The organism is Liquorilactobacillus hordei DSM 19519, assembly GCF_019443985.1.
In the GTDB taxonomy this organism is placed as follows: domain Bacteria; phylum Bacillota; class Bacilli; order Lactobacillales; family Lactobacillaceae; genus Liquorilactobacillus; species Liquorilactobacillus hordei.
Map to the genome: position 1 here is coordinate 1,727,960 of NZ_CP049303.1, position 13,889 is coordinate 1,741,848.

Sequence of the window (13,889 nt, forward strand, 5' to 3'; positions counted from 1 at the left end):
TGGACATCTCTTTTCAAATAAATATTTAAAGTATCACTATCAGGCTCAAAATACTTGCAACAAGACCTATTAACCAAAAAGTTATATCTATGCGCCATTCACTCCAACCACACATTTCAAAATGATGATGAATCGGACTCATTTTAAAAATGCGTTTACCAGTTAACTTAAATGAGGCAACTTGCAACATTACACTTGCAGTCTCAACCACGAATATAATTCCAATTACAAGCAATGACAATTCATGATGTAGTAACAATGAAACAGCAGCTAAAGCCCCACCTAAAGCCAATGATCCCATATCTCCCATAAAAATTTTAGCAGGTTTATGATTAAATATTAGGAAAGCAATGAGCGCTCCAATGACGGCAAGGCAAAAAAGTAACACATCTCCCTGTCTTTGAGCAGCCGCAATCACAGCATATGTTCCGAACGCTATAATAGCCTGCCCAGCTACAAGCCCATCAATTCCATCTGTAAGATTTACTGCATTTGAAAATCCAACGAGCCAAAAAATTACAAAAAACACAAAAAGAAACCCGATATTGATCTCGTTTCCAAAGAAATGCAGAGCAAGAGGGAATCTCTCATTCCAGTAGACAAACGTAAAAATCAGGCCACCTGCTATCTGTCCAAGTAGTTTCTGCCAAGCTTTCAATCCTTCATTTTGTTTTTTCCATAGTTTTATAGAATCATCCCAGAACCCTAATATTCCATAAAGTAATAAAATAAATTCCAATACTAATAACCTAGCACTTAATTGTCTATAGATTACGGGAATAATAATCGCTGTCACCAATATTGCAATATTAAAAACAAATCCACCCATTGTCGGTGTTCCAGACTTCTTTTCGTGCCATTTTGGGCCTTCTTCACGAATCATCTGTCCTTGTTTTTTCTTATGTGCATAATTAATAAAGACTGGTAAAAAAGACAACGTTAATAAAAAACTAACTACTATGGTAAGAATCATTTCTATTGAATTCATCTAATCTCCTTGCTCCTTCAAGTCGAGTGCTTTTTTTGCTTCTTCAACATCATCAAAATGGTGTTTTGTATCCCCAATTATTTGATAATCTTCGTGTCCTTTTCCTGCAATTAAAACAATATCTGTTGGCTTTGCCATTGCAACGGCAAAATTAATTGCTTCTCTTCTATCGACAAATGTCGGAATTTCTAACATTTCAGGTACGCCTACAAGCATTTCATCAATTATTGTCTGTGGATTCTCTGATCGTGGATTATCGGATGTAAAAATAGGATAATCACTGTGTTCCACAGCAATTTTAGCCATCTTAGGCCTTTTTAATTTATCTCGATCGCCACCACAACCAACTACACAGAAAACTTTTCCTTGGGCAAAATCATTTATTGTTTCTAAAGCATTCAATAAACCATCAGGCGTATGTGAGTAATCTACGATTGCAGACACTTTACTTGCAGAGGTAACTAACTGCAATCTACCTCTAACACCAGGAAATTGTTCAAGAGCAGCAATTATGTCCGCAGGATCAACTCCACATGCATAAGCAGCTGAAAATGCAGCTAAGATATTATATACGTTAAACAAACCAACCATTTTAACATCTAGATGGAAAATTTCACCAAAAACAACTAAATCAAAGCTTGTTCCCTCACCGTGAATTTCAATATTCGCTGCCTTAATCATTGCCTCTTTTTTAATTCCATAAGTAAGAATCTCAGCAGCAGTATCAGCCTCAAACTGTTCCCCAATTGGATCATCAATATTCAAAACAGCTACTTTGGGATCTCCAGAATGTGTATATCTATTTCCGAGTTGTGAAAATAACAGACTTTTTGCGTGCGCATAATTTGCCATCGTTTTATGGTAATCTAGATGATCTTGCGTCAAATTAGTAAAGACCGCAACATCAAAATCAACTCCCCACACTCTTCCTTGAATCAGCGCGATTGATGAAACTTCCATCGCAACCGTACTTACACCTTTTTCTACCATTTTGTTTAATGTCCGTTGTAAAGTGATAATATCTGGAGTTGTATTTTTAGTTTTCAAAACTTCAGTATCAATCTTACGGTACATCGTACCAATTAATCCGGTTTTTTCACCTAAATTGCGAAAAATTGCTTCAATAATGTGCGTAACTGTAGTTTTCCCATTGGTTCCCGTTACTCCAATCACACGAAGTGCTTGACTTGATGTTTCATAAAAAAAGCTACTTAAAATTGCCATTGCTTTATTTGTATTTTGTACATATACAACAGGCACTGCAATTGCTGGCAATTCTTCTTGAGCAATAATCATTGCTGCCCCTTTTTCTATCGCCTCATGTACTAATTTATGACCGTCAACCTTTGCTCCCTTAATTGCTATAAAAATACTTCCAAGGGTAACTTCACGGGTATCTTGCGTTACCAGTGAGACTGAAAAATCTTCGAAATTCTTGGGTACTATTTTTTTAAACCTTAAACTTTTAATTAATTTACTTGCTTGCATAAATTCACCATACTATTCCTATTTAAGCTTTACTGTAATATCAGTAATTCCATCTAACGATTTATTAGCAGCCAGACTTTGCTCGCTGACATAACCGGATCCCTCAATATTAAAAGTGATTCCCAGCAGTTTACCGAGTTTGACAACATCACCTCTAGACCATCCAGTTAAATCTGGCATAACTTTTTCTCCGTTTGTTATCAAAATTATCCGTTCCCCGGATAAAGAAGTACTTCCAGTTGTTTCTGATTGTGCCATAATTTTATTTCCACTGCCAATTGCCGTAACTAACAATCCATTATTTCTTAATTTAGTCTTTACACTCGTTGCATTTTTACCTACATAATTTTTTATCGCAACTTGTGTATTGCTTGCCGTTTGTCCAGAGTTTTCATCTAGTGCTCGTTTTAGGAGCGGATTAAATACACTGGCCAACATCTGACCCGAAGTCCCACCTGCAAAAGTTGTTGGCTGCTTCATAGTGATGTATAAAATATATTTTGGATTATTTGCAGGTGCCACCCCCGCAACAGAGAAAATATAATTCATTTCGCCTTTGAGATATCCTGTTCCCGTGCTATTACTAATCTGCGCAGTCCCAGTTTTCACCCCTATCCGGTATCCATCTATTTTAAAGGCACTCCCTGTACCATTTTGATTATAGACAACATCTTGCATCATACTCAATACCTTTTTAGCAGTTGAAGACTTAATAGGATGTCCTACAACCTTTTTATTAAATTTATAGACTGTTTTTCCATTATTAGGATTTACAATTTTTCGAACTAACTGTGGCTTTACCATTTTACCATTATTAGTAACCGCTGAAAATGCCTGAAGCATTTGAAATACAGTTACGGTTATTCCTTGACCATATGCTGTATTTGCTTGTTCAATTGGGTATTTGTATTCTATGCTTCCTTTCACTTCATTTGAAAGTCCAGAATTTGTTGATTTCAACAACCCAAAACGTTTAATGTAGTTCAACCATTTTTTAGCTCCCATTGTCTGCTCTAAGTGAGCCATTCCAACATTAGAAGAACGAATAAAGGCATCTCGATACGTAATATCTCCCCATCCACTTGGATACCAATCGCTTACTGTTTGTCCATTAATTTTGTATGTTCCAGACTTATAAGTTGCATTTGCATTATAATTGCCACTATTAATTGCTGCGGCCATCGTCAAAATTTTCATAGTAGACCCTGGTTCAAAACTATCTTCAACTAATGTATTCCGCCACATATCACTCAATCCAACCTTAGTTTGTGCATTAAAAGTCGGACGTTGTGTTGCAGCAACAATTGCACCCGTTTTTGCATTCATCAAAACTGCATTCATTTCTTTTACATGGTACGTACTTTGAGCTTGTGACATCAAAGTTTCGAGATAAGTCTGTAACCTTGAATCAAGGGTGGTATAAACATTGTCTCCATTTTTCGCTTTTCTAGACTTTATTTTAGAACCAGGAATAGGCGTTCCTTTGATATCCTTCTCAAATTTTTTCACACCATTTACACCAGTTAATAGTTTATTATACTGGCTTTCAAGGCCCATAACTCCAACCATCTTACCATTGTTATTTTCAGCAATCCCAATTAATTGAGAAGCAAAAGTTCCATTAGGATAGAGTCTCGCCTGTGATTCTGTAAAGTTGATTCCCTTTATGTTTGCAGCTTCTATTTTATTCTTAGTTTCGAGTGAAATATTTTTGCCAGCTGTTCCTAATTCAACTTGATAAGTATCTTGATTCTCTGGATTCAAGACTTTCTTAACCTGATCATATGAAATTGATAAGTTTTTACTCAAAACTTTTGCTGCTTTATCCTTATCCTTATCAGCCAAATATTCTCTTTTTCCAAATGCTACAGCTGTCTTTGATAAAACTATGTAAATTGTATAAGTTGACGTATCTTCTGCAATTGGTTGGTTATCAGCATCATAAATTGTTCCGCGCTGTGCCTTTATTTCTGTCTTACTAGCATATAATTTTGCAACGCTTTTTTTCAAATTAACATGATCCACAGATTGGAAAACTGCAATATAAAAAAAACGACCGATAAACATTGCGAAAATGATTGCAACGCTAAAGAAAATCCATCGACCGAATCGTTTTCTATTTTGCTGTCTTCGCTTCTTTGTTTCTCGTCCATTTTTTTTAATCATTTTGAAACATTCCTTATTGAATTATCATTCATACTTAAACCGGCATCTTGAGCAAACTTCATTAGTCTGCTTTTATTTGAAAGTTCACTAACTTCCTGTTTTGTATTAACGTTATCATTTTGAATCTCAACAATTTTTTGATTGATATTTTGTAATTTGTACTGTGTACTTGAAAGATTGACTTTAGAAGATATCACAAGAATCATCATTCCCATAAATAACAAGCTTAACAATGTGACACTCATAATTTCAAATCCTGAAAATGGTACACGAGTATTTTTTACTTTTGGTGATGCTTTATGTATTGGAGCCGTTTTCTCTTGTCTCTTTGGAACTGCTTCTAATTGCCTTGCAGTATTTTGTGCCATTTCCTTCACATCCTTCTGTTATTTTTTTATTCTTTCAATCACTCTCAATTTTGCCGAATGCGCACGATGATTATTAAGCAATTCCTCTTCACTTGGTAAAATAGGCTTTCTTGAAACTAACTTAAATTTTGGTTGAAATTCATCAGGTATTATAGGAAGCCCTTGTGGCAGATCTTGTATTTCACTCTTTTCTTTGAACAGTGACTTGACCAATCGATCTTCAAGTGATTGGAAGGTAATAACACTTATTCTTCCACCAACGTTAATTAACTCTAAGGCTTCCTCCAATGATTGCTCCAATGCTCCGAGCTCATCATTGACAGCTATCCTAATTGCTTGAAAAACCTTTTTGGCAGGATGACCACCTGTTCGTCTTGCCCTAGCAGGAATCACCTCCTTAATCAACTCGACCAGTTGTCCTGTCGTTTCAATCCGTACACTTTGTCGCTCTTTCTCAATTCTCCTAGCAATCGACTTAGCATACTTTTCTTCACCATATCTAAAGAAAATTCGCACTAATTTTTCATAGGGCCATTCATTAACAACTTTTTCGGCATTTAATTCCTGTGTTTGGTCCATCCGCATGTCAAGTTTAGAATCATAGCGATAACTAAAGCCGCGTTCTGCATTATCGAACTGTGGTGATGAAACCCCTAAATCATATAGAACTCCATCTACACCAGTAATGTCTTTTTCTGTTAATTTTTCTTCTAAAAATCTAAAATTTGATTTTATAAAAGTAATTTTCCCAGATTCCAGCTCATTTTTAAATCTATCACTATTGTATGTAATCGCCGTTTGGTCTTGATCAAAGGACAAAAGATGGCCTTTCTCAGATAGCTTAGAAATAATTAATCCACTATGTCCGCCGCCACCTAAAGTGCAATCAACATATGTCCCATCTTTTTTAATTGCTAACCCTTCCACCGCTTCATTCAACAAAACGGTTGTATGTTCAAAATCTGCCACATTTATCCTCCATTATTAAAGACCAAAATCAATCATATTTTCAGCAATTTCATCAAAGTTGGTTTCCGCTTCTGTTGAAAAATCATCCCAACGTTCTTCAGACCAAATTTCAAATCTGTTAGAAACACCAACAACAACACATTTTTTTTCAAGTGCAGCATGTGTACGTAATGATTTTGGAATACTCACTCTTCCTTGTTTATCAAATTCACATTCAGTAGCAGCCGAGTAAAAAAATCTTACAAATGAACGGGCATCTTTTTTGGTGAGTGGAAGTTTTTGCAATTTTTCTTGTAAAATATTCCATTCAGACTCAGGGTATCCAAATAAACATCCATCCATTCCACGAGTTATTACAAATAATTCACCTAAATCTTCACGGAATTTAGAAGGGATGATTAATCTTCCTTTTTCATCAATCGCATGTCTATATTCGCCCATAAACATGTAAGACACCCCCTGACACTGCTATATTTTGATACTACCACATTTCCCCACTTCACACCACTTTTTCACCATTAATTTACCACTTATTTATTAAATTTAATTTTTTCTCTTCAAGCATTCTTTTACAATTAATAAATAATCCATACTCAAACCGCTTTCAACCGGTTATACTACTAAAAAAGGTAGGACCAAAATTTAAATTTTGGCTCTACCTTTTTATTTATTTCATATAAATGTGTTTCACAAGTCAAAATTCTCCATCTAACTTCGAATTACTCATAGCAAAACACTCGCTATGTTTGCAATTCGAGTTAATACTCAAAATTTCTCGACTTATGTCACGCTATCCTTTTAAAACATATCCTCAGATGCTAAAGATAAATAGTGGTATAAATAAAACATATATTACAAGTTCACAAAAATGAAAATACGATCTAAAAAAGGTACGATAAATTATTTCACCTTCAATGAACGCATATACTAAGGTCATCATAATCCCTAACAATCCTAATCCAAAAAATAAAAAAGGAATAACTGATAATTCCAACTGTGTCAATGAAGTCATAAAAATGCAATACAACACGGGAATAACCATTAACTCAGATATTCTAAATTTTCTTCGTATTCTTATCGGGAGAAACTTCTTCAAGACCATTAAAAATAAGAATACACCTAAAGTCAGCAGTATCTGGTAATACCAAGACATCATAATCACCTATATCCTTAATTTTGTAACAAAAAAGTGTCGTGCAAAGCATTTACTGCTACTTCTAAATCAGTGACTTTAACTAGCACCCAGATTGTAGTATAACTATCCGTTGTTTGCAAAATCTCAATACTGTGTTTGGCAAGTGCGGTTACAATTTTTGCAGTTATTCCAGGTGTCCCCATAATACCAGCGCCTACAATCGACACCTTTGCACATTCTTCTACTAAAGTATATGTAATATTTTTGCTTTTAAGAAGTTCCTTAGCAACTGCAGATTCCTCATGATTTAAATTGAAGACCACTTTTTCAGGCAAAATATTAATAAAATCAACACTCAAATGATTATCAGCTAACAAATTAAATACTTGATCAGCAGAGAGATTCTTTGTTAAAACACTGAATTGTGTCAATCCAACTTGATGAGCAATTCCCGTAACACCACGATAATGTTGGAGCGCAAGATTCTTGTCAGAGATTAGTGTTCCTAATTCATCCACTCCATCCCAAGTTGAGCGAATTCTTAACGGAACATGGGCTTGCTGTGCAATTTCAACAGCACGTGGATGGATAACCTTTGCACCTTCATGAGCCATATTCGCAACTTCTTCATAACTAACATTCTTTAAAAACTTGGCTTTCTTAACAAGTCTTGGATCACCCGTCATCATTCCAGAAACATCAGTAAAGATATCGACTCTTTTGGCTGATAAGGCTGCTCCCAAAAGTGCAGCTGAGGTATCACTTCCACCTCTTCCCAGTGTTGACATATGGCCTTCTCTTGAAAGTCCCTGGAAACCAGCAACAACCACAACATCATTTTCAGAAAAAGCTTTATTAATACTATCAGTTTTTACATCTAGAACCTTAGCATTTTGATAGTCATTATTAGTTCTAAAGCCTGCATCTGGACCAGTCATTGCAACTGCAGAAATACCTTCTTTTTTTAGTAACTGAGTGAATACAGCCGTTGAAATAATTTCGCCCACGGAAACAATCATATCCAATTCACGCGCTGATAAAGCTGTATGATCCGCGTCTACAAGCTTCAAGAGTGAATCAGTTGCATAAGGTGCCCCTTTTCGACCGATTGCAGAAACAACCACAACAACTTTATATCCTTGATCTAAAGCATAACGAACATGATCAAGTGCCTTATGTCTCGCCTTATCATCTTGAACTGATGTTCCACCAAATTTTTGTACCATAATTTCCATTAATATTTACCCCTTTTCACTTCAGTCTATTTCGCTATTAAAATTATAAATAAATGAAATTTCATTGCTAGATTTACTCATTCAATTATAATTGTTAGTTTATATAAATTCAATTTGTTTTGAAAAGACTTTGTATACAAAGTTTCATTAAATGAGTTTGACACAAATCACTGTAAAAAGTATAGTATATCGTAAAGCTTATATGAAAGGTGAATTTTGTTGTGGCAAAAAAGAAAAAAACACGTTTTCAAAAAATTACAATGGTAGTTGTTTGGCTGATGATTATTGTTACCCTAGGTACCGTAGTACTGAGTGCTGTCTTCTCAGCAATGGGATATTAATTCTCTATTTTTTCACCACGGTGATATGTTAGTACACACAAAAAAGCGCGCGTAATGCGCGCTTTTTTGTGTGTAAATAAAATCAAATTAATTAGCTCTTCAACTGATTTTAAGAATTTATTTTTGTAATTTTAAGAACCAATTCCCACGTACAAACAGATCTTTTTAATCCACTCATCTGTATTTTCTGTCGGCGCTACCCTTCCGTTAATCAACTGGTTCACATAAGGTTTAGAAAGGCCAAAATGATCAGCTATATCAGATTGTGAACTTGGTTTTAACTTCATCCGTTTATTTCTTTTTAGACCTAATAATATTGCGTCCGTAAGATCATACTCCACTTTAAACCACCCCAATTTGCTAATAAATTACCTAACTTATTTGACGACTACTGAATCTTATTATAGAATCAATCCAGTAATACCAAAATAATTTTCCTTAACCAATGCAATGTATTACTTTTTTACATTATGTTAATAGGTAAATTATACTAACTTATACGTTAGATTTCAATCTTTTATTCTAACTTTTTAGTTAGAATAACTCTAGTAGGAGTCTTAAAATGAATACATTAGAAGTAATCAAACAACTTGCTAAAGAAAGAAACATGTCTGTTTATGAACTTGAAGAAACCTTAGGCTTTGGTAAAAATACTATCTACCAGTGGTCTCATCGCACACCTTCTATTGAACGCGTTAAAAAAGTAGCTGATTATTTTGGCGTTTCATTAGATTATTTAACTGGTCGAACTTCCAGAAAAAATATAAGTAAAATTGATTTAGCAAATGTTCCCGATGGCGTACTTACATTTGAAGGAAAAACAATCCCTGAAGACGAACTTGAAATAATTCGCCATCTATTACGGAATAAACCATCAAACAAATGAGGTGCTCGTCTTAATGGAGAGGTTATTAAAACTGGCAGAAAAAGAACATATTGAAATTATTTGGAGCCAAGAACTTTCTCCCACTACACCACCCATAGCTGCTTATAATTTAAGATGCATCATTATGAATTCAAATTGGTATAATCCTAATCAATTTATTTTCCAATTAGCTCATGAGCTGTCACATCTGATTTATGGTGATCCACTTGATCTTTATTTATACAATCAGACTCCTGCCCAAAAATTCAAAATTGAAGCTCAAACCAATGACTATGCAATTCAAATCATACTCCACTTATATAATGAGAGTCCTTATAATAGGATAAACATTGTATCTTTTATGCAAGAATATGCAATTCCAACTCATTTAGAAAGTCGTGTTCGTTTTCTAATTAACACACTCTAATATTAAAAAAATCATAAATCCACTGATACATGCATAAGCTACAAAAAAATTAATTCTGCCTTAGCTTAACTCTTTTTTTGTTTTTACCCTAAGTTAAACTCAATTTGCCCCTTTTGTACCCCTTAAAAATAAAAGTACAGTTTTTTGCAAAGCTAATTTATTCTTGTAAAACAAAAAAAGCCCTGATAAACAAGGCTTTTTGAACGTTATATTAACGACGTCTTTCAGGAATACGAGCTGCTTTACCATGTAATGCACGCAAGTAGTATAACTTAGCACGACGTACACGTCCTTGACGAATTACTTCAATCTTTTCAACACGTGGTGTGTGGATTGGGAATGTACGTTCAACACCAATACCACTACTAATCTTACGAACTGTGTAAGTTTCGCTGACACCTTCACCACGACGTTTAATAACTACACCTTCGAAAATCTGGATACGTTCACGAGTACCTTCAACGATACGAGCATGAACACGAACAGTATCTCCAGGGCGGAAATCTGGAATATCACTACGTAATTGAGATTCCGTAATTTTTTTGATTAATGGGTTCATTTTGTTTCTTCCTTTCGCCGATATTCTTGTCCCTCAACAGCGGAATATCGTTAATATGGCACAAAGCCTTTAATAAGGTTATCATACTGTAAAAATATAATCAAGCTCTTATTTTTCGAATTTATTTTTTATATCTTGTAATATTTGTTTCTGCTGCTCTGTCAATTCTAGACCAACAAGCAAATCTGGTCTTCTTAAATAGGTTCGTTTCAAAGACTCATATTCTCTCCACTGATCAATTTTCTGATGATTACCACTAATAAGCACATCTGGAACATCCATTCCTCTATAAGAAGCAGGTCTTGTATACTGCGGATACTCCAATAGTCCACTCGAAAAGGAATCCCCAGACGCAGATTCCTCATTCCCCAAAGTCCCCTGTAATAGTCTAGCAGTGGCATCAATAATCACCATAGCACCAAGTTCGCCACCAGTCAGAATATAATCTCCTAGGGAAATCTCATCAGTAACTCTCTCTCTGATCCTTTCATCATAGCCCTCATAATGACCGCAAATAAATGTTAAATGTTCCTTTGTAGATAGCTCTTGTGCAACTTTTTGGTTAAACTGTCTGCCTGCTGGGTCAAGTAAAATGACATTACCCAAACCACCATTTTTTGTTTCAACATAGTCTAAAGCATCAAAAATTGGCTGTGCTTGCAATAACATTCCCGCGCCACCACCATAAGGATAATCATCAACGTGACGCTGCTTATTATTTGTGAAATCACGATAATTTGTAATATCTACATCAATAATCTTACTCTCAATCGCTTTCCCAACGATAGATGCTTCTAAAGGACCCTTAAACATTTCCGGAAATAGACTTAAAATATCAATCTTCATTTAATCATCCAACCCATCCAACAAATCAACAATTATACTTCCACTTGCAATATCAACTTTTTTTATAACATCATGGATAGCTGGCAACAGAAGTTCTTTCTTACCAGCCCTTTTAATAATCCAAACATCATTAGCACCTGGACTGAGTATTTCACTAACTATTCCAATTTCATTTTGATTTTCATCGAATACCTTTAAACCGATAATTTGATGATGATAAAAATTGTTACCTTCAAGCTTTTGCTGCTGCTCTTCTTTAATTGCTAATTTAAGTCCCTTAAATTTCTCAACTAAATTAATATCTTGATAATTCTCAAAAGACAATAAGTAAAACTGTTTCACTTTGCGAACAGTAATTATTTTTAATGCTAATTCTTTGTCAGGCATTAATAAATACAACGTTTTTCCCTTTTTAAAACGTTGATCTGCAAAATCAGTAATTATTTTAATTTTTACTTCGCCACGTATCCCATGGGTATTAATAATTTGTCCTACTTCATAAAAGTTCATTTGTTCACCTCTTTAAAAAAAGAAAATCCCCCAAATAAAACATCACTGCTTCATCTAAAGGGATTCACTAATTATATACAATTCTTAATCAAACACACACAATAGTTCAATTATTGTAAATCAATCAACTATTTAGAGCACATAAGTTAAGATTACAATTAAGGGTCTTTTTATATGCAATAAGTCTTATTATTTACTGAACTTTGCGTCATGGAACTTCTTCATGACACCATTCTTTGAAAGAATATTACGTACTGTATCTGAAGGTTGTGCACCATTGCTCAACCAATTCAAAATATTTTCTTCCTTAAGTGTGACACTTTCAGGTTCTGTTAATGGATTGTATGTTCCAACTGTTTCGATGAAACGACCATCACGTGGTGAACGTGAATCTGCAACAACGATACGATAAAATGGACGCTTCTTAGAACCCATACGTTTTAAACGAATTTTAACTGACATTAACTACACCTCCTATTAACTTTCTTAACGTTAATAATATAACAGTAATTTTGCTTGGTGTAAAGGATTATTTCTTGACAGACATAAAAAAATTTATTTCTTACGTTTTTTATTCTTTAAACGCTTAAGTTTGCGCTTTTTATTCTTTCGTGCCATTGAATTCATTGACATTTTTGCAAGTTTTCCTGATAATCCGTTGCCAAACATTCCTTCCATTCCTTCAAAGTTACCCTTAGAGACCTTTCCCATCATCTTCTTCATCTCATTGAATTGTTTGAGCATTCTATTAACTTCATGAATTGGACGACCTGATCCAGCGGCAATTCTTCTTCTTCGACTGGGATTAAACAAATTTGGATTTTCACGTTCTTCACTAGTCATTGAGTACACTACAGCTTTAAGATGTTCGATATCTTTGGGATCAACTTTTAAATTCTTGACTGCTGGATTATTTGCCATCCCTGGAATCATCTTTAGGATATCTTCCATTGGCCCCATTTTTTGAACTTGTTCCATTTGGTCAATAAAGTCATTAAAATCAAAGCTGTTTTCACGCATTTTTTCTTGCATCTGCTGAGCTTTTTTCTCATCGAAGTCTTGCTGTGCCTTCTCAATCAAGGTCAGCATATCGCCCATTCCTAAAATTCGTGAAGACATTCTATCTGGATAAAAGACATCCAAATCTGTCATCTTTTCACCTTGACCGATAAACTTAATAGGTTTCCCAGTAACTGCACGAATCGATAAGGCTGCACCACCACGAGTATCACCATCTAACTTGGTTAATACAACACCAGTGACGTCTAATTGTTCATTAAATCCTTTGGCAACCTCAACCGCATTTTGTCCTGTCATAGCATCAACTGTCAGTAAAATTTCATTAGGTTGAGCTAATTTCTTAATCTGGGCAAGTTCATCCATCAATAGTTCATCAATTTGCAAACGACCAGCTGTATCAATCAGAACATAATCATTTTTCTTTTCAGCAGCTAATTCCAATCCCTTTTTAACAATTTCAACTGGTGAAACATCCGTCCCCATCGAAAAAACAGGTACTTCAATACTCTTACCTAATATTTCCAACTGATCAATCGCAGCAGGTCTATAAATATCCCCAGCAATCATCAAAGGGCGAGCATTCTTTTCATTCTTTAACTTTAAAGCTAATTTACCTAATGTAGTTGTCTTACCAGCACCTTGCAACCCGACCATCATGATAATGGTTGGAATTTTCTCGGATTTATTCAGTCCAACAGCTTCTTCACCCATAACTTTGGTTAATTCATCATTAACAATTTTTACAATTTGTTGCGCAGGTGTCAGGCTCTCTAGCACCTCTGCACCAATTGCCCGAGTTCTTACTGTTTTAACAAAATCTTTTACCACTTGGAAATTTACATCGGCCTCAAGTAATGCAAGCCTAATCTCACGCATGACCTCTCTTACATCAGTCTCACTAATCTTTCCTTTTTTCTTAATTTACCAATTGCATTTTGGAGTCGCTCTGTTAATCCTTCAAATGCCACTTAA

The 13,889-nt window shown here is 34.9% G+C and carries 16 protein-coding genes and 1 pseudogene; 3 read left to right on the forward strand and 14 right to left on the reverse strand.

Annotation, left to right across the window (positions count from 1 at the left end; all coding sequences use genetic code 11):
- Nucleotides 1–25: 25 nt before the first annotated feature.
- The 8 genes from mraY to dapG form a co-directional block, all read right to left on the reverse strand.
- Entirely contained in the window at nt 26–988 is a 963-nt protein-coding gene (gene mraY / locus G6O70_RS09575) for a phospho-N-acetylmuramoyl-pentapeptide-transferase (RefSeq protein ID WP_057869025.1), read from the reverse strand.
- A complete protein-coding gene (locus tag G6O70_RS09580) occupies nt 989–2,476 on the reverse strand; it encodes a UDP-N-acetylmuramoyl-L-alanyl-D-glutamate--2,6-diaminopimelate ligase (protein WP_057869026.1) in 1,488 nt (495 codons plus the stop codon).
- Between the two features lie 18 nt (nt 2,477–2,494).
- Nucleotides 2,495–4,642: a penicillin-binding protein gene (locus G6O70_RS09585; RefSeq protein ID WP_057869027.1), complete on the reverse strand. Its 2,148-nt coding sequence runs from the start codon at nt 4,640–4,642 to the stop codon at nt 2,495–2,497.
- A complete protein-coding gene (ftsL, locus tag G6O70_RS09590) occupies nt 4,639–5,010 on the reverse strand; it encodes a cell division protein FtsL (protein WP_057869028.1) in 372 nt (123 codons plus the stop codon). The genes G6O70_RS09585 and ftsL overlap by 4 nt, the downstream gene beginning before the upstream one ends.
- 18 nt (nt 5,011–5,028) lie before the next feature.
- Nucleotides 5,029–5,979: a 16S rRNA (cytosine(1402)-N(4))-methyltransferase RsmH gene (gene rsmH / locus G6O70_RS09595; protein WP_057869029.1), complete on the reverse strand. Its 951-nt coding sequence runs from the start codon at nt 5,977–5,979 to the stop codon at nt 5,029–5,031.
- A gap of 15 nt (nt 5,980–5,994) precedes the next feature.
- Nucleotides 5,995–6,426, reverse strand: a complete 432-nt coding sequence (gene mraZ, locus G6O70_RS09600) for a division/cell wall cluster transcriptional repressor MraZ (RefSeq protein WP_057869030.1) — start codon at nt 6,424–6,426, stop codon at nt 5,995–5,997.
- Between the two features lie 364 nt (nt 6,427–6,790).
- Nucleotides 6,791–7,135, reverse strand: coding sequence for a DUF3397 family protein (locus G6O70_RS09605; RefSeq protein WP_309137214.1), 345 nt, complete (start codon nt 7,133–7,135; stop codon nt 6,791–6,793).
- A gap of 14 nt (nt 7,136–7,149) precedes the next feature.
- Complete coding sequence (gene dapG, locus G6O70_RS09610) at nt 7,150–8,349, reverse strand: aspartate kinase (protein ID WP_057869031.1); 1,200 nt, start codon at nt 8,347–8,349, stop codon at nt 7,150–7,152.
- Nucleotides 8,350–8,570: 221 nt separating this feature from the next.
- Here dapG and G6O70_RS09615 point away from each other — a divergent pair, with 221 nt between their 5' ends.
- Nucleotides 8,571–8,690 (forward strand): DUF4044 domain-containing protein, encoded by a 120-nt coding sequence (locus G6O70_RS09615; RefSeq protein ID WP_083481881.1) that lies wholly within the window; start codon nt 8,571–8,573, stop codon nt 8,688–8,690.
- A gap of 131 nt (nt 8,691–8,821) precedes the next feature.
- On the opposite strand, the gene G6O70_RS09620 is transcribed toward G6O70_RS09615, so the two are convergent.
- Nucleotides 8,822–9,031 (reverse strand): helix-turn-helix domain-containing protein, encoded by a 210-nt coding sequence (locus tag G6O70_RS09620; protein ID WP_057869032.1) that lies wholly within the window; start codon nt 9,029–9,031, stop codon nt 8,822–8,824.
- A 221-nt stretch (nt 9,032–9,252) separates the two neighbouring features.
- Here G6O70_RS09620 and G6O70_RS09625 point away from each other — a divergent pair, with 221 nt between their 5' ends.
- Nucleotides 9,253–9,576, forward strand: coding sequence for a helix-turn-helix domain-containing protein (locus G6O70_RS09625; RefSeq protein WP_057869033.1), 324 nt, complete (start codon nt 9,253–9,255; stop codon nt 9,574–9,576).
- A gap of 13 nt (nt 9,577–9,589) precedes the next feature.
- Nucleotides 9,590–9,982 carry an ImmA/IrrE family metallo-endopeptidase gene (locus G6O70_RS09630; protein WP_057869034.1) on the forward strand — a complete coding sequence of 131 codons (393 nt, stop codon included), beginning with the start codon at nt 9,590–9,592 and terminating at the stop codon, nt 9,980–9,982.
- A 211-nt stretch (nt 9,983–10,193) separates the two neighbouring features.
- Here the strand turns inward: G6O70_RS09630 and rplS are convergent, their stop codons facing one another.
- From rplS to ffh, 5 genes and pseudogenes are all read right to left on the reverse strand, one after another.
- Nucleotides 10,194–10,541, reverse strand: a complete 348-nt coding sequence (gene rplS / locus G6O70_RS09635) for a 50S ribosomal protein L19 (RefSeq protein ID WP_057869035.1) — start codon at nt 10,539–10,541, stop codon at nt 10,194–10,196.
- A 108-nt stretch (nt 10,542–10,649) separates the two neighbouring features.
- A complete protein-coding gene (gene trmD / locus G6O70_RS09640; RefSeq protein WP_057869036.1) occupies nt 10,650–11,387 on the reverse strand; it encodes a tRNA (guanosine(37)-N1)-methyltransferase TrmD in 738 nt (245 codons plus the stop codon).
- Entirely contained in the window at nt 11,388–11,897 is a 510-nt protein-coding gene (gene rimM / locus G6O70_RS09645; protein ID WP_057869037.1) for a ribosome maturation factor RimM, read from the reverse strand. It lies immediately after the preceding gene.
- Between the two features lie 189 nt (nt 11,898–12,086).
- Entirely contained in the window at nt 12,087–12,359 is a 273-nt protein-coding gene (gene rpsP, locus G6O70_RS09650; RefSeq protein ID WP_003690523.1) for a 30S ribosomal protein S16, read from the reverse strand.
- Between the two features lie 93 nt (nt 12,360–12,452).
- Nucleotides 12,453–13,885 (reverse strand): annotated as a pseudogene (gene ffh / locus G6O70_RS09655) (signal recognition particle protein).
- Nucleotides 13,886–13,889: the final 4 nt, after the last annotated feature.